The following is a 20054-nucleotide window of genomic DNA, read 5'->3' as shown; positions in this document are numbered from 1 at the left end:
CCGTGATCGATAACCTGGAGGAATGGATCGGTTGGAGACGCGGGAGCTGGCGTACTTCCTGGCGGTCGCCGACGAATTGCACTTCGGGCGCGCGGCGAGCCAGTTGGGCATTGCGCAGCCGGCGCTGTCCAAGGCGATCCGGCGCCTGGAACGCCGGCTGGAAATCAGCCTGTTCGTACGGACCAGTCGCTCGGTCACGCTGACCGCGGCCGGCCAGGTGCTCGCTCGCGACGCCCGCACGGCGCTGGACGCGGTGTCGGCCGCGGCCGCGCGGACCCAGCGCGCCGGTGCGCGTGACCCCCGCCTGGTCCTCGCTATCAAGCCTGGTGGAGATGCCGGCCTCCTCCCGGCCATGCTCGCGGCCTACGAGAGCGAACCGGACGTGTTACCGGTCGAGGTGGTCTTCGAGGGAGACCGCACGAACGCGTTGCGCCAAGGACGCGCCGACGCTGCCCTGCTTTACACACCGGCTGACGACCTCAGTGGGCTGGACACCGAAACGCTGCTCAGCGAGGCGCCCGTCGCGGTGCTGCCCGCGTTCCACCCGCTCGCGCATCGGCCCGGCCTGCGCATGAGCGATCTCGAGCGCGAAAGGCTGCACAAACACGATCCGACCGATACCGGCGCAGTCGGCAGTCTCAGCGAACTGATGCACCTCATCGCGCTGGGGCGCAAGATCGCCGTGTTACCGCGCTCGCTGACCACGCCCCTGCGCGAGGACTTGACCACGGTCCCGGTGACCGATGTTCCACCGAGTGTCCTCGTGCTCGCCTGGCCCGCACACAGCACGTCCCCCTCAGTCGCGGCCCTCGCCCGGGCCGCCGCGAAAGTCGCCGCGGCGCCGGCGACCGAGGACCGTCGATGAGGGATCCGTCGCTGGCGCAACTGGTCGAGTGGCCAGATGAACCGAATGGTGAGCGGCAGGTGGCGCTTTTCGGGCCGGACTTCACGTGCAGATGAACCCGCCTGAGCGCGTTCGGCCACTCGTGTGCGGGCGCCGTGAATGCCACCCTGCTCTGGTGACGTCATTGGGACCGACTTGGGCCGCTGCCACCGGCCAGGACACGGTCGAGGATTGGGTGGATGCGCGGTTGCGTTCGCGCTGGGGCGCGGAGGGCGCGGATTTTGACCAGGAGGGCCTGTGCTTCGAGCTACGTGAGGCACTCAACGACGGCCTCCCGGTTGGATGGGCGCTCGATGAGAACCGGTTCGTGGGGCCGGACCCGATGCCTGAAGACGCGCTCGACCTCGTCCGGGACGCGATCGATGGGATCGACTTCTGGGGTATCGCGCAGTCTTACGACAATGGCGACTGAGGACATCCCGTCGGTCCGCCAGATCGCGCACCGGGCGCGGTCGCACGTCACCGCGCGCCGACCGCGTGGGGTGGTGGGGTCGCCCAAGCCGCGCGCTCGCCCATCGTCGGGGCCCACCGGGTGGCCCGCGTGCTGGCCAACGGGCTGAACCGGATCCCCGCCGAGATGTCGCTGCGCCCGGCGCAGGTCAACGGCTACCCGGCGCTGGTTCTCCGACACAACGGCGAGGTCGACACCGTCGTCACGGTGCGCATCGACGACGGCCTCATCACCGGCCTCTACGCCGTGCGCAATCCGGAGAAGCTGTCCCACATGAAGCGGGAGACCGCGCTGCGCCGCTGAGCGGGCTGGCACAGTGGCCTGATGGTTTGGATCCGTGCCGCGGCTTTGGCGGTGCCCGGTCTCGTGCTGGCCGGGGTCGGTCTCACCCACCCCGCCGGCCTTACGGTGGCGACCGCGCATCACTGGTGGACCATGCACGTGGTGCTGTTGCCGTTGTTCCCGTTGCTGGCGGTGGCGTTCTGGGTGCTGTTGCTCGGAAACCGCTCGCCCATGGCCTGGTTAGCGCGGATCGCGGGCTACGGGTATGCCGTGTTCTACACGGCGCTGGACGTGCTGGCCGGTATCGCGGCCGGTGTGGTTGTCGAGGGGGACGGTCAGACCGGTGATCAGGCGGCCCGGTTGATCGGCGTGGGTGACCAGCTCGGGTTGGTTGGGTCGTGGTGTTTCCTGGTGGCCGGGGCGCTGACCGCGGCCGCGCTCGTGCCAGGGGGGCAGCGGGTGGTCTGGCCGGGTGGCGCGCTCGTGCTGATCGGTGGCTGGGGGTTTCTGGAGAACCACATCTTTTGGCCCTTTGGGGTGCTCTCCCAGGTGGGCATCGCGGTGGGCACCGCCCTGCTCGGGTTGGCGGCCGGGCCCGGCCAGCGTCGGGCCGGGCGCGGCTAGCGCCGGGCTTCGGCGCGGCCTTCGTCGAAGAAGGCCTGGATACCGGCGGTGTCGCCGAGCTGGCGGACGGTGCGGGCGGCGCCGAACGGCGCGTCCCAGAAGGGCCCGGACCGGGGGCGGTGCGGCCCGACGTAGGCGTAGGGCTCGCCGATGCCGGTGTCGCCGGGGGAGACCCCGTAGTTGACCTCGTCCACCGTGACGGCCACGTCGAAGTGTTCGGGCCACAGAACCGGCGTGAGTTCGGGCGCGAACCCGCGCAGGGCCCGGTCACCGTCCTCGAACGCCCGCACGATCGTCGCCAGGGCATCGGGATCCAGGGTGATCCGCTCGTTTGCGTCCACGCCCGCCCCGTCCCGGTACACGTCCTCGGGGGCACCCGCCCGGATGCCCGCCGTCGCGGCCACCTCGTTGTAAGTCCGCCCCGCGAGGTCGATCCGGGTGTGGCCGGACAGCAGGGCCGGTCCGTCCACCCGCAGCCACGGCCCGGCGTCCCGTTCGACCACCGTGCCGAACCCGCCCGGGGTGACCTGGAGCCGGATTGTGCCGGCGTTGCGGTGTTGTGGTCCGGCGAGCAACAGCTCGGCGATGCCGTGCAGCGTCCGCCGGGTGGTGGCCAGTGCCCCCGGTTCCGTCGTGGTCATCTCGTCTCCTCGTGTAACGCCCGCCGCCCCTCGGGGCACTGACCCCGTGCCGGGTCCTCCGGTCAGTGTCCGAGTACCGAGGAGGCGTTACATGTCCGACAGCCATTGGCATCGCGTCGATCCGGCCGACGTGCCCGAGGACGGGCGGGTGCGTGGTGTTGTGGTGGATGGTCGTTCCGTCGCGCTCAGCCGCTGTGGCGGACAGTTGGGCGCGCTGGAGAACCGCTGTCCGCACCAGGGTGGCCCGCTCGGTGAGGGGGCGATCGAGAAGGGATGGCTGCGCTGCCCGTGGCACGGGTACGACTACCACCCGATCACCGGCCGGCCGCCGGAGGGGTTCTCCGACGGGGTGCCGACCTACCCGGTCGCCGAGCGGGGCGACGGCGTGTACGTCCAGCTCCCGGAGCAGCCGGCCCGGCCGCGCACGGTCGCGGATGTAATGGTGGAGACCCTGGTGGCGTGGGGTGTGACGGCCGTGTTCGGCATGGTCGGGCACTCGAACCTGGGGTTTGCCGAAGCGCTGCGCCGGGCCGAGGAGCGCGGCGAGCTGCGCTACATCGGGATCCGGCACGAGGGCGCGGCGGCGTTCGCGGCGAGCGCGTACGGCAAGCTGACCGGCCGCCCGGCGGCGTGCTTCGCGATCGCCGGGCCGGGTTCGACGAACCTGCTGACCGGGCTGTACGACGCCAAGCTGGACGGCGCGCCGGTCGTGGCGATCTCCGGCCAGGTGCCCTCGAAGGTGCTCGGCCGGGGCGCGTTCCAGGATCTTGACCTGACCGCGGTGTTCCGGGACGTGGCCGTGTCCAGCAGCACGGTGACCGCTGGCAGCGACCATGCCGAGCTCGCCGCGCTGGCGGTGAAGCACGCGGTCGACGCCCGTGGCGTGGCTCACCTGGTGCTCCCGGACGAGGTACAGGTGCAGCCCAGCGACGCGCCGGCGCTGGTGCCCGACGGGCGGCGCGCCGGCCGGCGGATCCTGCCCACCCCCGGTGAGCTGACCACCGCCGCCGCGTTGGTCCGTGACGCCCGCCGCCCGGTCCTGATCGTCGGTCACGGTGCCCGGGACGCGGCCGGGGAGATCACCCGGCTGGCCGAGTGCCTGCACGCGCCGGTGGTCACCACGTTCAAGGCCAAGGGGCTGGTGCCGGATACCCACCCGCTGGGTGCCGGGGTGCTCGGGCGCAGCGGAACGCCGGTGGCCAGCTGGCTGATGAACGAGTCCGACCTGCTGATCGTGGTCGGCGCCTCGTTCGCCAACCACACCGGGATCGCTCCCTACAAGCCGATCCTGCAGATCGACGACGAGGTCTCCGCCGTCGGCCGCTTCGACGCGGTGACCGCCGCGCTGGTCGGGGACGCCCGGCTCACCGTGTCGGCGCTGGTCGAGGCGCTGGGCGAGGTCAAGGCCACCGACCAGCGCCCCGATGTGGCCGCCCGCTGGGCGATCTGGCGCGCGGAGAAGCACCGCCGCACGCGCGACGACCGGGGCCGGGGCGTGCCGGCGGCCGCCGTGTTCGACGCCCTGTCGCGCCACCTGCCGGTGGACGCCGTGGTCACCGTGGACGTCGGCAACCACGCCTACTCGCTGGGCCGATACCTGGAGTCCAGTGGGCAGCCGGTGCTGATGTCCGGCTACCTCGGCTCCATCGGATTCGGCTACCCGGCCGCGCTCGGTGCCTGGGCCGCCGCCCCGGACCGGCCGATCGTCGCGGTGACCGGCGACGGCGGTTTCGGGCAGTACGCCGCCGAGCTGACCACGGCGGTCAAGTACGGCATCGGCATCAAGCACGTGCTGCTCAACAACAACGCCCTGGGGAAGATCAGCAAGGAGCAGCTGGCCGGCGACTACCCGGTCTGGCAGACCAGCCTGCGCAACCCGGACTGGGCCGGCTACGCCGAGCTGTGCGGCGCCACCGGGATCCGGGTCCGCGCCACCGACCAGCTCGACACCGCGATGACCGCGCTGTTCGCCATCGAGGGACCCGCCCTGCTGTGCGTCGAACAGGACGCCGAACTGCTCTGACCACCCCACCACCCGAAGGGACACAGACCATGACCGGCACCGAGACCCGTTACGACGACCTGCGCGCGATGTTCATCAACTGCACGCTCAAGCGCTCACCCGACCCCAGCAACACCGAGGGCCTCATCGACGTCAGCCGCAACATCATGGAGAAGAACGGCGTGCGCGTCGAGGTGGTGCGCGCGATCGACCACGACATCGCCACCGGTGTCTGGCCGGACATGACCGAGCACGGCTGGGCGCGTGACGAGTGGCCGGCGCTCTACCAGCGGGTTCTGGCCGCCGACATCCTGGTCGTCGCCGGCCCGATCTGGCTGGGCGACAACAGCTCGGTCACCAAGCTCGTCATCGAGCGGCTGTACGCCTGCTCGCACCTGCTCAACGACGCCGGTCAGTACGCCTACTACGGGCGGGTCGGTGGCTGTCTGATCACCGGCAACGAGGACGGCGTGAAGCACTGCGCGATGAACGTCCTCTACAGCCTGCAGCACCTCGGCTACACCATTCCGCCGCAGGCCGACGCCGGATGGATCGGGGAGGCCGGACCCGGTCCCTCCTACCTCGACCCCGGCTCGGGCGGCCCGGAGAACGACTTCACCAACCGGAACACCACCTTCATGACCTGGAACCTCATGCACCTGGCCCGGATGCTGCGCGACGCCGGCGGCATCCCGGCGCACGGCAACCAGCGTTCCCAGTGGGACGCCGGCTGCCGCTTCGACTTCGAGAACCCCGAATACCGCTGAGCGGCGTGGCCGGACGGAGCCGGGAAACATGCCTGACGTCGAGTTCGTCAACCTGTTCGCGGTCGCCGCCATAGCGCTGGTGGCGCCGCTGCTCGCGGCGCAGGTGCCCCCGGCCCTGCGCGTACCGGCCGTCGTACTGGAGATCGTCGCCGGCATCGTGGTCGGCCCCTCGGTACTCGGCTGGGTCCAGGCTGACCTCCCGGTGCAGATCGTCGCGCTGCTCGGCCTGGCGTTCCTGCTGTTCCTGGCCGGCCTGGAGATCGACGTGCGGAGGCTGCGCGGGAGGGTCCTGCGGCTCGCGCTGCTCGGATACCTGGTGAGCCTGGTGGTCGGCCTGGCCGAGGGCGCGGGCCTTGGCGCCCTCGGCTGGGTGCACAGCCCGCTGCTGCTGGCGGTGACGCTTTCGGCGACATCGCTCGGGCTGGTCGTGCCGGTCCTCAAGGACGCCGGCCGTGCCGAGTCGCCGCTGGGCCAGACGGTGATCGCGGCCTGTTCGGTCGCCGACTTCGCGGCGGTGGTGCTGCTCTCGCTGCTGTTCTCCACCACCGGCGGGAGCACCGGCGGGCGGGTCGTGCTGCTCGGGATGTTCGTGTTGCTGGTGGCCGTGACCGGCATCGTGGTGGCGCTGGCCGGGCGGTCCCGGCGGCTGGGCACGACGCTGGTCCGGCTGCAGGACACCACGGCCGAGATCCGGGTGCGGGCGGCGGTGGCGCTTCTGGTCGCCTTCGTCGCGCTGGCCGAGGCGTTCGGCCTGGAGAGCATCCTCGGGGCCTTCCTCGCCGGCGCGGTGGTCGGCCTGCTCGACAAGGACGCCTCCTCGCACCCCCGGTTCCGGGTCAAGCTGGACGCGATCGGGTACGGCCTGCTCATCCCGGTGTTCTTCGTGGCCAGCGGGATCCGGCTGGACCTTGCCGGGCTGCTCGCCGACCCCGCCGCGCTGGCCCGCGTGCCGCTGTTCCTGCTTGCGCTGCTGCTCGCGCGCGGCGTGCCAGCCCTGCTCTACCGGAAGCTGTTCGACCGGCGGTCGGTCGCGGCCGCCGGCCTGCTGCAGGCGACCTCACTGCCGTTCCTGGTCACCGCGACGCAGATCGGCACCGTCATCGGCCTCATGTCACCGGTGACGGCGGCGGCGCTGGTCTGCGCCGGCCTGCTGTCCGTGCTGGCGTTCCCGGCGGCCGCGCTGGGGCTGCTGGGGCGGGAGCCGGCCGTATATTCACCCGGTGCCTCCACCGACCTGCGACCCGGACCTCGTGGCGGCGCTGCGCGGAGGGGACGAGGCGGCGTTCGCCGAGGTGGTTGACGCCTGGTCACCGTCGATGCTGCGGCTGGCCAAGTCCTTCGTCTCCACCCACGCGTCGGCCGAGGAGGTCGTGCAGGACACCTGGCTGGCCGTGCTGAACGGCATCGACCGGTTCCAGGCTCGCTCGTCGGTCCGCACGTGGGTGTACCGGATCCTGGTGAACACGGCCAAGAAGCGCGGTGTCCGGGAGCGGCGAAGCGTGCCGTGGGCGAGCCTGGCCCCCGAGGACGAGGATCGCGGACCCACCGTCGACCCCGCGCGTTTCCAAGGCGCCGACGGCGACTATCCCGGGCACTGGCGCGATGCGCCGCACGAGTGGGACTCCCCGGAGAACGCGGCGCTCAACACCGAGATCCGGGCCGTGATCACCGGGGTGTTGGCGCGGCTGCCCGAGCGGCAGCGCATCGTGATCAACCTGCGGGACGTGGACGGCCACGATGCCGACGAGGTGTGCCGGATGTTGGAGATTTCCCCGGCGAACCAGCGGGTACTGCTGCACCGTGCGCGTGCGGTTGTCCGCGAGGAACTCGCGGGTTACCTCGCGTTCGGAGCGAGCGGGGAGGCCACCGCGCGATGATGGACTGCAACGAGTTCGTGGAACTGGTGACGGCGTTCCTCGACGGTGCCCTCGCCCCCGTCGACGAGGCACGGTTTGTCGAGCACATCGCCATATGCGAAGGCTGCGAACGCTACCTCGACCAGTTCCGGGTGACGATCGCCCGGCTCGGCGAGCTACCCCCCGAGACGCTGTCCACCCGGGCCCGCAACGACCTGCTCACCGCCTTCCGCGACTGGCACAACCGTTAGCGGGGGGTGTCCCTATGGGGTTGTCAAGCCGCTGCCGGCGTGGATCAGCGCGGCGTTGACGGTTGCCGCGAATCGGTCGGCGAATGGCGGCAGTCCGTCACGCCGCGTACCGGTGATGCCGTGAGCCATCACGACAATCGGTCGAGGGCGGGGATCGGAAGTGGCCGGGTAAAACCACGCCGCGCACTTCACGCCGCCTGAGGTGAACTCGATCTCTTCGCGAAGCTGTCGCTGGGGTCGGCTTGCATGGCGATGGACCTGCGATGCGGCACCTGGGTCGCATTTCGGTCAGCTCGGCGCGCGGTGCCCGGCGCAGTCTCGTGCGCGACGAGATCCTGACACCCCATCCGGCTGGCGAGACCGCCGTGTTGGGGGTGCCAGCCGGGTGGGCACTGACCGGGCACCGGGCGCGCGAGCTTCGTTGTCGGGGCCTACGCCGCCGTGATCAGCCCGAGCTGTCGCAGGGCGCTGAGGCCGTCATCAAGGCCGATCTCTTCGGTAATCAGCCCGTTCTCGACCTTCAGGACGGAGATGCCACTGAAGCGCATCGTCTTGCCGGTGCTGGCCGGCAGCGCGCCGACCGGGATGTCGTCGAAGGCCTCTCCGGTCTGAGTGCCACCACCTTCCCATTGCCCGACTACGTAGTCGCCTTCGGCGATCAGTTCGGCGGTGCCCCAGAAGTTCAGATCGGGAAATGCCGACCGGAACTTGGTTGCAAACTCCCGCACCTGGTCGCGGCCACGGCACGGGGCGTGCATCGAGTACTCGAACCGAATGTCCGGCGCCGCCAAGTCGTCGATCACACCGGGATTCCACGGATTGCCCCAGAATTCGGTGAACCAGCGTCCGACGATGGCCTTGTTCTGTTCTGACACGACATGCCCTTCCGTTGGGTTAATCGATCAGGGCCGGCCCCTTGCATGCATTGAGGAGAACACCGGGCGGCCGCTGACGGTTGCGGCGCCTACGGAGGCCGGTCGACCTCATCTCCCTCGCGGATGCTCGGTGACCATCTGGCGGATGTCATCGCGCACCGCATCGGTGTCCTGTACTGCGCCGCGCAGCGGGTGCCGCATGGCATGTCGGGTGGCGTCGCGGCGTGTTCAGCGATGCTCCTAGCAAACCCCACGCGACCGCACATCGACTCTTTTCGGTTAAGTCCAGTAATTTGCCAATCGAACAGTTTAGGGAGGTCAGTGGTGCTTTCGGGCCTTGACACCCTGAGCTACTCTCTTCTAGACTCAAAATATCCAACAATTTCGAACGGAGAACCACGGTGGACACGTCGGAGATCGTTGAAGAGCTCTGGGCGCGCGAGCAGATCAGGGACTGTCTCTACCGCTACTGCCGGGGTATCGACCGGTACGACGTCGACCTCGTCCGTGGCTGCTATCACGAGGACGCGATCGACGAACACGGCGTGTTCAACGGCGGTCTCGAGGGGTTCATCGAACTCGTGCACCAGTTTCGGGGGCCCGCCTCGGAGTACGGGATCATGCAGCATGTCGTCACCAACACCTTGATCGAACGGGACGGTGACAGCGCGCACGTGGAGTCCTACCTCTACAACGTTCTCGTAGGCCGGGACCCCGATGCGAGCTTGCCCGACATCCTGTTCGGAGGTCGCTTCGTGGACCGCTTCGAGAAGCGGGCCGGGCGATGGGCGATCGCGCACCGACGGCTGGTGTACGACTACTCCCGAGTGGACCCGCCCACCGCGAAGATGTGGGACCAGTGGGCCGACCGCGACATCCTCCTCGGCCGCCCGGACGCGGCCGACCCGCTCTATTCCACCGGGAGCGCGCGATGACCGAGCGGCTCAGCCTCGGGCCCGTGCGAACCGCCATCTGGGTTGGCTTCGCCGGCATGTTCCTGCTGTTCGGTACTGGCTTCGTGCTGTCCGGATTCATCCTGCCGCCCTCCGCGGAGGACTCCAGCGCTCAGATCGTCAAGATCTATGTCGAACACCAGACCCGGATCCGGGTCGGTTGCTTTCTCATGATCACCGGGTTCTGTTTCGTCGCCCTGTGGGGGTGCGCGCTCGCGGCGCTGACCAGGCTGCTGGAGGGCCGGACGCCGATCCGCACCTACACGCAGGTGGTCTGCATCGGCGTGGTCACCGTGATCGTCGTCTTCGTGCCGATGATCTGGGCCCTCGCGGCCTTTCGGCCTGGCGAGATCGACCCGGACGTGACCAGATCGATCAACGACTTCGCCTGGTTCCTGTTTCTGTACCCATGGCCGCCGCTGATGATCTGGCTGGGAGTGACCGGGTGGACGATTCTCGGCGACCAGTCGGCGCACCCGATATTTCCCCGATGGTCCGGGTACCTGTGCTGGTGGACCGCGTTGCTCTCGGTCCCCGGAGGGTTGATCAGTTTCTTCAAGAGCGGGCCGTTCTCCTGGAACGGAGTGCTCGCCTACTGGCTCCCGCTGGCGGTGTTCTTCGTCTGGGTCGTCGGCATGTCGACCGTGATGATGTCGGCGATCAAGCGGCTCGACGGGTCCGCCGCGTCCGAAATGGCGATCGTGGCGGCCGAACCTGAGCCGCAGCCCGCGCGGCGCGTCGACTGAATAGCCCCCTTTTGTTCCCGCCGCCGATGTTGAGGGCGTTACGAGAGGCCGGATGAAACCATCGTATGCGGGTCGTGCCGAAACGCGCGCGACCCCAAGGACGGGTACTCGCAACCGCGCGAACCGGCGTTCCTCAGCGGAGATCCGGCTGCTGTTGCTGGAGGCGGCGCGGGACCTTTTCGAGTGCCAGGGGTACCAGGCGACGACGACCGCGCAGATCGTCGAGCGGGCATCGGTAGACCAGCCGACGTTGTACCGCCATTTCTCGTCGAAGGCCGAGCTGTTCGAAGCGACGGTTCTGACCCCGCTCCGAGACTTCCTGGAGCAACACTTCGAGTTCTGGCGCTCGAACCCGCCTGGCCAACGGGACCCGGAGCAACTTGCCCGGCATTTCGTCGTGGGCCTCTACGACGCGGTCGAGCCTCACCGCGACTCATTGAGGCTGCTGCTCACGGCCACCGCCGCCGACGGCCGGCTCGGCGACCTGGCGCGCTCGATCAGTGAGCAGTTCACCCAGGGAATGGTGACCCTCCGACAGGCGCTGCTCGACGAGGCCCGCGCGCAGGGCTACGCCGGACTCCACCAACCCGATGCGACCATCGGGGCAATCACCGGGATGGTCCTCGCGATGGCGCTGTTTGACGAGTGGGTGTTTCCGGGCGGCCGGTCACCTGACCGACGCGTGCAGACCGAGGAGGCGGCCGCGTTGATGCTGCATGGTGTCGCGCATCGGCCATGACGTCCGGCGGTGCGCCAACGGGCGACTGATCGGGAGCCATCGGTTTGAGCAATGCTTGAGCACCTAATAGCAGGAGGGGCCAATACCTCCGATCACCGGCGAACCCTCCAGCAAGATCAGCGCCCGGGGCCGCGAGGCTAAAAAGTCGAACGATAGCCAGTAGACGGGGCTGAGCCGCCGACTGCCGTTACCTACCTTGATGCCCAGGTGCTAGTCAAGGACACCATGAGCGGACTATTGTTATTGTCGGACTCTTTGGAGGTGCGATGACTGGTCGGCTCTCAGGCAAGGTCATGTTGATCACGGGGGCGGCGCGCGGTCAGGGCCGTAGCCATGCGATTCGCGCGGCACGGGAAGGGGCGGACATCATTGCCGTCGACGCGTGCGCACCGATGCCGCACACGCGGTACCCGCCAGCGACGTCGGAAGACCTTGCCGGCACGGTCAAGGAGGTCGAGGCACTCGACCGACGTATCGTGGCTGTCGAAGCGGATGTCAGGGACCGGCAGGGCCTCAAGGCCGCGATCGACAACGGCGTGAGCCAATTGGGCCGGCTCGACGCCGTGGTCGCCAACGCCGGGATCATCACGATCCAGGAGTGGCACGAGGTCACGCCGGAGCTGTGGCAGGACGTGCTGGACATCAATCTGACCGGTGTCTGGAACACCGTGCAGCTCTCGATCCAGCATCTGGTTGACTCCGGTGGCGGTTCGATATTGCTGATCAGTTCCGCGGCCGGCCTCAAGGGACTGCCGTTCTTCCACCCGTACACGGCGGCCAAGAGCGCGATCGTCGGGCTCATGCGTTCGCTGGCTTTCGAGCTGGCCGAGCACAACATCAGGGTCAACACCCTGCATCCGACCGGCGTGCAGACCTTGATGAACTCCGATGCGTCCTTCGCGCGAATGGGCGAGGTCCTCGCCAAGCACCCTCGGCTGGCGCCCATGTTCACCAATGGCATCGACGTGCCCATGATCGAACCCGAGGACGCCAGCAACGCGGTGGTCTTCCTGACCTCCGACGAGGCGCGCTACGTCACCGCCCATGCGATGACCGTGGACGCCGGCAACACGCAGTACTGAGGCTGTCGAGTTCGGATCGTGGATCTGATGCCGTCGCACGAAACGCTGCTGGGGCTGGCCATGCCCGGAGCTCGGGCGGAGGGCGAGCATGCGGTGACGCACGCACCTGTTCCCGACTGGCCTCCACCCTCGAGGGGACTCACGTTCACGGGGGACACGGCCTCCGTGGCCGCGGCGCCGGATGGCACCGTCTGGGCCTTCCACCGAGGCGCGGTGCCCGTCGTCCAGCTCGATCTGGCCGGGCGTGTGCTCCGCGCTTGGGGGGAGGGCCAGTTCGCTCGCCCGCACGGAATCACCGTGGACCGGTTCGGCGATCTGTATCTGGTTGACGAGTTCGGGCATGTCGTCGAGAAGCGCTCTCCTGACGGGGACCTGCACTTCGTGCTCGGCAACCGGGGTGCGCCGGCGCCCTGGCAGGAGGGAAAGGCGTTCAACCGGCCGACCTCCGTGGCTGTGCATCCGCGCAGCGGTGACATTTTCGTCGCCGACGGATACGGAAACTCTCGAATCCACCGTTTCGACCGTCACGGTGTCCATGTGCTGTCGTGGGGGGAGCCCGGCGGCGCGATCGGTTGTTTCAGCCTCCCGCACCATCTGAGCTTCCTCGGCGAGGATCTCCTCGTCGTATCTGACCGGGAGAACTTCCGCCTCCAGTTCTTCGACAAAAAGGGCGGCGCGTTCGGGCACTGGCATTGTCACCGCCCGTGCGCCGCGGTGCCGATGCGTTGGGGTGATGAAGATCTGCTCCTGATTGCCGAACTCGGTCCGAGCGCTGTGCAGAGAGACGTGGCTCAGCTGGGCAATCGCCTGGTCGCCCTGGACGCTGACGGCAGGGAAAGGCTGATTCTCGACCGGCATGACGGCGGTTGTCGCCTCACCGCGCCGCACGACGTCGCCGTCGATCGTGATGGGCGGATCTTCGTCGCCGAGGTTGCCCGGTCATGGCTCCGATTCAACTTCGATCAGGTACCCGATGTGGAGCCGGCCAGTATCCGTCGCTGGGACCCGGTGTAGAGAAAGGACAAGTCGGTGCGCGTGCACGTTGACTTCAAGAAGTGTGAGGCACACGGGGAATGCATGATGTATGCCCCGGACGTATTCGAGGTTCGTGACGACGACTTCTTGTACGTGCTCCAGGAGCAACCTGCCGAGTCGGTGCGGGACGACGTGGTTGCGGCGGCGAACAGCTGCCCCACGCAGGCAATCACGCTCGAAGTCTGATCCGGTGAGCCAGCATCTCCGGCCATGGTCGCTCGGCACGAAGCGGTAGCGGCCCGAATTCCGGCAACCGCACAACACAAATGGGTGTGGCCCCGGATCTCTGGGGCCACACCCAGGTAACGAGCTTTCGGTACTCCTTAGTGGCTCGACTCCATATCCCAGGTCTCGCTCGAAAGTTCGCCGCTCTTGTCGTGCACCACACGCTTGATCTCATCGCCAGCATTGAGGAACGACTCGACCTGCAGTAGCTCCAGGTCCTCGTCGCCGGCGCTCTCGAACCAGTACTTGTAGTCGTGCGGGATGACGACGCCTTCGCCGGCGTTGAGCTCGACGAGCAGCTCTTCATGGCCCTGGTAGAAGCGGGCCTTGCCCTTCAGGACGAACCACAGGCCGTCGAGGTTCGGGTGGGAGTGCAGCTTGTTCTCGCCGCCCTGGCGGACGAACTGCACGTTGCAGTACATCGTCTCGGTCCGCGCCAGCACCCTGACGTGCCTGCCACGCTTCATCTCAGGTTTTTCGATCTTGAAAATTGTGGGCTGACCCGGATTCTCGATCGGCCCGGTCAGCAGGCTGAGGTTGGGAGCCACAACGGTGTCGGCGGAGTCCTCGGCGGACATGGTCATCCTCTCGGTCACAGGACGTCGGGACCGGTCGGGCCCGTAGATCGTCGTGCCTATCGTTTAGGAAAATATAGGACAATTTATAGTCGAGGTCAACGCATCAGCTGGCGGTCGCGCGCAGTCCGGGCTGGCGTGCGGCGAACTCGTAGGTCCGGACCCATTGCGCGCAACGCAGAAATGTCCAACAATGTCACGTAGTGGACGGTAGGGCGACCCGCAGATCCGGTAGCCCCGCTAAGACCGCGTTGAAGGGATGGACTGTTGCCGCTGATCCTGAATGAGACGGACACGTTCGAGGGCACCGAAGCCGTGTGCGTTCACTACGACGACCTTGCCGTGCAGGCGCAGGGTTTCGGTGGCAGGCAGGCGTCGAGCTGGGACCAGCGCTTCTTCCAGGTGATCAACCCTCAGCGCGGCATCGCGGTCACCAACAACAGCGCACTGGAGCTGGAGGAGATCCGCAATGTGCGCCACGCCCACACCTTCTCGCAGGTCCGGTACTTCCACCGGGGAGCGATGAAGTTCGGCAAGGACACCGTGGAGGAAGGCGACCTTCAGTTCGTCGGTGACTCGGTCAAGTACGGTCCGATGGCCTCGGTGGAGAACCCGACGGCTCGGTGCCACATGCTCCAAACCCAGTTCACCGGTCCCTCCAACCGGCCGTTCCTCGACCAGACGCTGATCTCGAAGACCACCAAGGAGCTGGAAAAGTACGGCAACTTCGACAACGGGATCTACCGGCCGGATGGCGGGCGGCCGCTGGACTCGTTCGAGGCGATCACGATCGCGATCGAGCAGGGCAAGTCGCGGCTCACCGGCGAGGAGAAGGTCCAGTACGCCCGCCCTCGTCTGCCGCACCCGGTCTACGTGCGTACCAAGGAACTGCCGTGGCTGCCGGTGCGCGACGGCGTCGAGGTCAAGCACGTGCTGAACATGTACGAGACCGGTCCGAACGTGAAGCTGGTGCGCCTGGCGAAGGGGGCGGTGCTGGGCGCGGACACCGTCGACTTCCAACAGACCCGGTGGTTGATCGAGGGCTCGGTAACCTGGCGGAGCAGGGAGTACGACGCGATCTCCTGCATGTTCTACCCGCCGGATGTCGAATATCCCGCGACGCGCGCCGAACAGGACGGCACGGTCCTCCTGGTCCTCCAGTGGACCAATTCGGGACGTCCGGTCCTGCCGTTCCTGCATTTATAGGAACGGGCCTTGCCCGTCGGCGGTCACGTGGAGAGCGGTACCCCGTAGTCGAGCGACAGTTCGTCCGGGCGGTCACCGACGGCGTTGCGCAGTAGCCCGATGCCCTCGACCTCGAACTCGACGACGTCTCCGGGCGCGAGGAGACCGTCCTCCGGCGACCGGCCCTGGTCGAGGAAGTACTCCGCCGCGCAGCAGCCCGCCACGGTGCCGGCGGTCAGCAGGTCGCCCGGGACCAGAGACTCCTCCCAGGAAGCATGCGAGACCAGCCGTGGCCAGGGGTGATACATGCCCCCAGTGGTGGAGCGGGTCCACTCCCGGCCGTTGACCCGCACGATCACGGCGAGGTCGCCGTCGCCGAGCTCGTCGCGGGTGACGATCACCGGTCCGAGCACGTTGCAGAAGTCCTTCCCCTTGGCGGGGCCCACCTGGTAGGTCTGCTCCGCGCGCTGGATGTCCCGTGCCGAGACGTCGTTGAAGATCGTGTAGCCGAACACCGCGTCCATGGCCTCGTCAGGACTCAGGTTGAGGGCCGGCTTGCCGATGACCGCGCCGATCTCGAGCTCGAAGTCGAGCGTCGTGGTGAACGCCGGCCATCGGATGGTCTGGTCGGGACCGATCACCGACTCCGGGTTGCCCTTGAAGTAGAGCGGCAGTTTGTACCACGCCTCGGGCACCTTGATGCCCAGATGCTCGAGGTGCTCGGTGTACACGCCGAACTCGCGCATGCTCCGGGGGCGCAGCGGAGCTTCCAGCCGCACCTGATCGGCGGGCCACACAACGCGCGCGTCGTCCGAGCTCCACGGTCCGATCCTGCCGGTCCGCACCGCCTCGACGGCTTCGGCGGCGAGGTCGAGCGCCATGGAACCGGTGGCAATGAACTCGATCATGTCCGGCGGCACGACCGCGGCCGCGACATCGCGCGCACGGGTACCGCCCTTGCGGATGCGCAGCAGTTCCGCGGCCGCGTTGGTGATGTCGATGAGGCCCTGCTCATCGGGCACCCCCACTCGGGACTCCCGGCCCTGGGGGCCGGGATAGGAGAACGTCGCCAGCTTCATCGCACCTCCGACAGGGGCATACCGGACAGCCTCACGAGCAGGTACTCCCGCCGGTCAGGCGGCCGCCGACTCGAGTGCTCGGCGGGTCAGCAGCCGCGCGAGGTGGCGGCGGTACTCGGCGTCGGCGTGCCCGTCGGCCGAGGGCTCGGTCCCGTCGGCCGCGAGGGCGGCGGCCTGTTCGATCGAAGCGCCGGAGGCCAGCGCCCGCTCGGTGGCGGTGGCCCGCGTCGGCACGTTGGCCATGTTCGCCAGCGCGACTCGGCCGCCGACCGTTGCCGCGGCAACGATCGCCCAGTCGTGCGAACGGCGCGCGAACCGCTGGTAGGCCCAGCCCTGGGCGCCACACCGGGGTACCCGGATCTCGACGAGCATCTCGTCAGGAGCGAGCGCCGTCTCGAAGTAGTCCACGAAGAAGTCCGCGACGTCGATGTGCCGTTCTCCGTCGGGACCCCGGACCACGATCGTTCCGCCCAACGCGCGGACGGCCACCGGGAGGTCGGCGGCGGGGTCGGCGTGGGCCAGCGAGCCGCCGATCGTGCCCCGGTGCCGAATCTGCCGGTCGCCGACCCGAGCGGCGACATGGGGCAACAACGGCACCTCCCGGGCCAGCAACGGGGACGACACGAGCTCGCAGTGCCTGGTCAGCGCACCGATCGCCACCTCGTCCCCGTCCAGTCGCTGGTAGCAGAGCTCGGCCAGCCGTCCCAGGTCGACCACGGTGGCGGGAAAGGCCAGCCGTAGCTTCATCATGGGCAGCAGCGAGTGACCACCGGCCATCAACTTGGCCTCGTCACCGAGCTCCGCCAACGCGGCGAGGGCCTCCTCGACCGTGTCGGCGCGCAGGTATTCGAATGCCGCCGGGATCATGCCTGCTCCGCCGATGCCAGGATCGCCGCCACAATGTTCTGGTAGCCGGTGCACCGGCAGATGTTGCCTTCGATACCGGACCTCACCTGGGCCTCGCTCGGACGAGGATGCTCGCGAAGCAGGTCGACGGCGGCCATGACCATGCCGGGTGTGCAGAAGCCGCACTGCAGGGCGTGGTGGTCGTGGAAGGCCTGCTGAACCGGATGGAGCGTGCCGTCGGGCCGGGCGAGCGACTCGACGGTCTCGACCTCCGTGCCGTCGGCCTGCACGGTGAGCACGGTGCAGGACTTCACGGCCTCGCCGTTCAACAGTACGGTGCAGGCACCGCACGACGTGGTGTCGCAGCCGATGTTGGCCGCCCGGAGTCCGCAGACCTCCCGCAGGTAGTGCACGAGCAGCAGGCGGGGTTCGACGTCGTCGATGCGCTCCTGACCGTTCACGCTGAGACGTACCTTCACCGCTGAACTCCGTTCCGGGCCTCGTTGATCGCTCGCCAAACCCGCTGGGACGTGGTGGGCAGGTCGATGTGCCGCACGCCGAGGTGGGCCAGTGCGTCGACGACGGCGTTCTGCACCGCCGGAGTGGCTCCGGTCGTGCCGGCCTCTCCGACACCCTTGGCGCCGAGCGGGTTGTAGGGGGTAGGGGTCTCCATCGGGACCAGCTGGAACGAGGGGACCTCGGTCGCCGCGACGATGGAGTAGTCCGCGAAGGTCCCTGTCTGGGGGTTGCCGTCCTCGTCGTACCGGATCTCCTCGTACAACGCCTGCGCGATGCCCGCGGCGAGTCCGCCGTGGATCTGGCCCTCGACGATCAGCGGATTCAGGATCGTCCCCGCGTCGTCCACGGCGACCAGCCGCGTCACCTCCACCTGGCCGGACTCGGTGTCGACCTCGACGACCGCGAGGTGCGCGCCGAACGGGAAGGTCGGGCCGGGCGCCGAGAACACGGTGTGCGCCTTGAGCTCCTCGACGGCCGCCAGCTCGGCGAAGGTGACTCCGGCGTCGGGCACACCGGCGACCCGCAGCCGGGCGTTGTCGGTGTCGACCTCGATATCGTCCGGATCGACCTCCAGGAGTCCCGCCGCTCGAATCCTCGCCAGCTCGACGAGTTCGTCGGCTGCCCGCAGCACGGCGGCCCCACCCTGCTGCAGGCTCCGGGACCCTCCGGTGCCGGCGCCCTCGGGCACCACATCGGTGTCGCCCCACCGCAGCGTGATCTGGTCGATCGGCACTCCGAGGCGGTCACTGACGATCATCGCGAAGCTGGTCGCGTGGCCCTGCCCGTGCGGGGACGTACCGGTGAGCACGGTGACCGTGCCGTCGGCGTGCACCTCGACGGTGGAGTTCTCCTTGAACACCCCCGGCTCCATGCCGGCCCCGGTGATCTCGACGTAGCAGCTCAGCCCGATGCCCAGCTGCCGCACGTCACCGCGTTCCCGGCGCCGGGTCTGCTCGGCGCGCAGCCCGGCGTAGTCGGCCGCCTCCAGCACCCGCTCCAACGCACCCTGGTAGTCGCCCGTGTCGTACACCGCGCCGGTGGCGACGGTGATCGGTTCGGTGAAGGCGGCGAGCACGTTCATCTTCCGGACCGCCGCGGGATCCATCCCGACCTCGGCCGCGAACAGGTCGACCGCACGCTCGATCGCCGCGGTGGCCTCCGGGCGGCCGGCGCCCCGGAAGGCTCCCATCGGGCCGGTGTTCGTGACCACGCTGCGGGCGGAGGTGAGCACCGGGTCGATGGCGTAGACGCCGGACGCCATCATGGTGGTCAGCGCCGGCAACATCGAGCCGATCCTCGGATAGGCGCCGGCGTCCTGGATCACGTCGAGCTGGTAGGCCTCGATGGTGCCGTCGCGGCGGCCGCCGATCGTGATGGTCTGGATCTGGCCTCGACCATGCATCGACAGCAGGTTCTCCGAGCGGGTCTCGGTCCAGCGGACCGGCCGGCCGAGCCGTCGGGAGGCCCAGGCGCAGATCGCGTGCTCGGGATCGGCGAAGAACTTGCCGCCGAACGCGCCACCGACGTCGGGGGTGATCAGCCTGACCTGGTCGGGCGGTATCCCCAGCATCGCGGCGACGCTCGGCCGGAGGGTCTGCGCGCCCTGGCTGGAGCACCACAGCAGCAGCCGATCGTCCTCCCAGGTCGCGGCCGCGGCCCGGCCCTCGAGCGGGGCCGGTGCGACGCGCTGGTTGTGCAGCACCTGGCGGATGACGACCTCGCACCCCTGGAACGGATCGGCCGGGGGAGCGGGGAGCTGGACTCCCTGCGCTTCGGCGGCCGCGGCCGCCATGGCGGCCACGTCGAAGGCCGTGTTGGTACCCACCTCGGGGAACAGCAGGATCTCGTCGCGGGCGGATCGCGCCGGGTCGGTGACGGCCGGCAGCGGGTCGAAGTCCACCGAGACCAGCTCGGCGGCGTCCGCACCGTCGTAGACACGGCTGGTGAGCAGCGCGGCGATCGGCTCTCCGACGTAGCGGACCACATCGTGGGCCAGCAGAGGCTGCGCCATGCCGGGCGGGAACATCGGCAACGAGGGCGGCTGCGGCGGCACGTCCTGGAGATCGGCCGCGGTGAACACGGCCACGACCCGGTCGGACTCACGCGCCGCCGACGTGTCGATTCCGGTGATGCGTCCGTGTGCGACCGGCGAGCGGACGAGCGTCAGGTAGAGGGCGTCGGTCAGGCGATCGTCCTGGACGTCTTCGGTGTACACGGCACCGCGCGTGAGAAAGCCCTTGTCCTCGACCCGTCGCACCCGTGTGCCCAGGATGCTGCTCATGGGCGTTCTCCTCCACTGTGGTCGGGGACACAGAGTCCGCCGGCACGATACCATTTGTCCGACCTATTTGTCCGGGCTATCGTTACGTCAAATGTTGGACTATTCTGCTCGCGCAGGCCACACCTGGCGGGAGCGA

The 20054-nt window shown here is 68.6% G+C and carries 22 protein-coding genes and 1 pseudogene; 16 read left to right on the top strand and 7 right to left on the bottom strand.

Going from position 1 to position 20054, the window contains the following annotated elements:
* The first annotated feature begins 22 nt into the window (after positions 1-22).
* From ABEB12_RS06985 to ABEB12_RS06970, 4 genes and pseudogenes are all read left to right on the top strand, one after another.
* Positions 23-865, top strand: a complete 843-nt coding sequence (locus tag ABEB12_RS06985; RefSeq protein ID WP_185062935.1) for a LysR family transcriptional regulator — start codon at positions 23-25, stop codon at positions 863-865.
* 154 nt (positions 866-1019) lie between these two features.
* Positions 1020-1316 (top strand): hypothetical protein, encoded by a 297-nt coding sequence (locus tag ABEB12_RS06980; protein WP_185062934.1) that lies wholly within the window; start codon positions 1020-1022, stop codon positions 1314-1316.
* Between the two features lie 10 nt (positions 1317-1326).
* Positions 1327-1658: pseudogene (locus ABEB12_RS06975) on the top strand (RNA polymerase subunit sigma-24); the annotation flags it as partial.
* A 21-nt stretch (positions 1659-1679) separates the two neighbouring features.
* Entirely contained in the window at positions 1680-2261 is a 582-nt protein-coding gene (locus ABEB12_RS06970; protein WP_185062933.1) for a hypothetical protein, read from the top strand.
* Here ABEB12_RS06970 and ABEB12_RS06965 read toward each other — a convergent pair.
* Positions 2258-2902, bottom strand: coding sequence for a hypothetical protein (locus ABEB12_RS06965; protein ID WP_185062932.1), 645 nt, complete (start codon positions 2900-2902; stop codon positions 2258-2260). The genes ABEB12_RS06970 and ABEB12_RS06965 overlap by 4 nt on opposite strands.
* Before the next feature lie 91 nt (positions 2903-2993).
* On the opposite strand from ABEB12_RS06965, the gene ABEB12_RS06960 reads away from it, so the two are divergent.
* Genes ABEB12_RS06960 through ABEB12_RS06940 form a run of 5 tightly spaced genes read left to right on the top strand, consistent with a single transcriptional unit; the run spans position 2994 to position 7778 of the window.
* Positions 2994-4925, top strand: coding sequence for a thiamine pyrophosphate-binding protein (locus ABEB12_RS06960; protein ID WP_185062931.1), 1932 nt, complete (start codon positions 2994-2996; stop codon positions 4923-4925).
* A gap of 29 nt (positions 4926-4954) precedes the next feature.
* Positions 4955-5671 (top strand): NAD(P)H-dependent oxidoreductase, encoded by a 717-nt coding sequence (locus ABEB12_RS06955; protein ID WP_185062930.1) that lies wholly within the window; start codon positions 4955-4957, stop codon positions 5669-5671.
* 28 nt (positions 5672-5699) lie between these two features.
* Complete coding sequence (locus ABEB12_RS06950; protein WP_185062929.1) at positions 5700-6971, top strand: cation:proton antiporter domain-containing protein; 1272 nt, start codon at positions 5700-5702, stop codon at positions 6969-6971.
* Positions 6892-7548 carry an RNA polymerase sigma factor gene (locus tag ABEB12_RS06945; protein ID WP_345702623.1) on the top strand — a complete coding sequence of 219 codons (657 nt, stop codon included), beginning with the start codon at positions 6892-6894 and terminating at the stop codon, positions 7546-7548. Before ABEB12_RS06950 ends, ABEB12_RS06945 begins: the two co-directional genes overlap by 80 nt.
* Entirely contained in the window at positions 7545-7778 is a 234-nt protein-coding gene (locus ABEB12_RS06940) for an anti-sigma factor family protein (protein WP_345702622.1), read from the top strand. The genes ABEB12_RS06945 and ABEB12_RS06940 overlap by 4 nt, the downstream gene beginning before the upstream one ends.
* A gap of 431 nt (positions 7779-8209) precedes the next feature.
* On the opposite strand, the gene ABEB12_RS06935 is transcribed toward ABEB12_RS06940, so the two are convergent.
* Positions 8210-8653, bottom strand: a complete 444-nt coding sequence (locus tag ABEB12_RS06935) for an ester cyclase (protein WP_185062928.1) — start codon at positions 8651-8653, stop codon at positions 8210-8212.
* A 401-nt stretch (positions 8654-9054) separates the two neighbouring features.
* Between ABEB12_RS06935 and ABEB12_RS06930 the strand changes: the two genes are divergently transcribed.
* From ABEB12_RS06930 to ABEB12_RS06905, 6 genes are all read left to right on the top strand, one after another.
* Complete coding sequence (locus ABEB12_RS06930) at positions 9055-9588, top strand: nuclear transport factor 2 family protein (protein ID WP_185062927.1); 534 nt, start codon at positions 9055-9057, stop codon at positions 9586-9588.
* On the top strand, positions 9585-10352 hold the full coding sequence (locus ABEB12_RS06925; protein WP_185062926.1) for a hypothetical protein: 768 nt from the start codon (positions 9585-9587) through the stop codon (positions 10350-10352). Before ABEB12_RS06930 ends, ABEB12_RS06925 begins: the two co-directional genes overlap by 4 nt.
* Before the next feature lie 154 nt (positions 10353-10506).
* On the top strand, positions 10507-11091 hold the full coding sequence (locus ABEB12_RS06920; RefSeq protein ID WP_185062925.1) for a TetR family transcriptional regulator: 585 nt from the start codon (positions 10507-10509) through the stop codon (positions 11089-11091).
* 266 nt (positions 11092-11357) lie between these two features.
* A complete protein-coding gene (locus ABEB12_RS06915) occupies positions 11358-12173 on the top strand; it encodes a mycofactocin-coupled SDR family oxidoreductase (protein ID WP_185062924.1) in 816 nt (271 codons plus the stop codon).
* A 27-nt stretch (positions 12174-12200) separates the two neighbouring features.
* Positions 12201-13187 (top strand): NHL repeat-containing protein, encoded by a 987-nt coding sequence (locus ABEB12_RS06910; protein WP_345702626.1) that lies wholly within the window; start codon positions 12201-12203, stop codon positions 13185-13187.
* A gap of 15 nt (positions 13188-13202) precedes the next feature.
* Complete coding sequence (locus ABEB12_RS06905; protein ID WP_185062922.1) at positions 13203-13394, top strand: 4Fe-4S domain-containing protein; 192 nt, start codon at positions 13203-13205, stop codon at positions 13392-13394.
* Between the two features lie 137 nt (positions 13395-13531).
* On the opposite strand, the gene ABEB12_RS06900 is transcribed toward ABEB12_RS06905, so the two are convergent.
* Positions 13532-14011, bottom strand: coding sequence for a cupin domain-containing protein (locus ABEB12_RS06900; protein WP_185062921.1), 480 nt, complete (start codon positions 14009-14011; stop codon positions 13532-13534).
* Positions 14012-14275: 264 nt separating this feature from the next.
* Between ABEB12_RS06900 and ABEB12_RS06895 the strand changes: the two genes are divergently transcribed.
* The gene (locus ABEB12_RS06895) at positions 14276-15214 is read left to right on the top strand and encodes a cupin domain-containing protein (RefSeq protein WP_185062920.1); all 939 of its coding nucleotides are present in this window, start codon (positions 14276-14278) and stop codon (positions 15212-15214) included.
* Positions 15215-15237: 23 nt separating this feature from the next.
* On the opposite strand, the gene ABEB12_RS06890 is transcribed toward ABEB12_RS06895, so the two are convergent.
* From ABEB12_RS06890 to ABEB12_RS06875, 4 genes are read right to left on the bottom strand one after another with little or no spacing between them, the layout of a single operon-like run.
* Complete coding sequence (locus ABEB12_RS06890; RefSeq protein WP_185062919.1) at positions 15238-16272, bottom strand: fumarylacetoacetate hydrolase family protein; 1035 nt, start codon at positions 16270-16272, stop codon at positions 15238-15240.
* A 54-nt stretch (positions 16273-16326) separates the two neighbouring features.
* Complete coding sequence (locus ABEB12_RS06885; protein WP_185062918.1) at positions 16327-17139, bottom strand: FAD binding domain-containing protein; 813 nt, start codon at positions 17137-17139, stop codon at positions 16327-16329.
* Positions 17136-17597: a 2Fe-2S iron-sulfur cluster-binding protein gene (locus ABEB12_RS06880; RefSeq protein WP_185062917.1), complete on the bottom strand. Its 462-nt coding sequence runs from the start codon at positions 17595-17597 to the stop codon at positions 17136-17138. The genes ABEB12_RS06885 and ABEB12_RS06880 overlap by 4 nt, the downstream gene beginning before the upstream one ends.
* Positions 17594-19918, bottom strand: coding sequence for a molybdopterin cofactor-binding domain-containing protein (locus tag ABEB12_RS06875; protein WP_185062916.1), 2325 nt, complete (start codon positions 19916-19918; stop codon positions 17594-17596). Before ABEB12_RS06875 ends, ABEB12_RS06880 begins: the two co-directional genes overlap by 4 nt.
* Positions 19919-20054: the final 136 nt, after the last annotated feature.

The sequence above is a fragment of the Actinospineispora eucalypti genome (assembly GCF_039543365.1).
GTDB lineage: Bacteria > Actinomycetota > Actinomycetes > Mycobacteriales > Pseudonocardiaceae > Pseudonocardia > Pseudonocardia eucalypti.
Note: the sequence above shows the minus strand (reverse complement) of the source record. Positions and strands in the feature narration are given on the sequence as shown.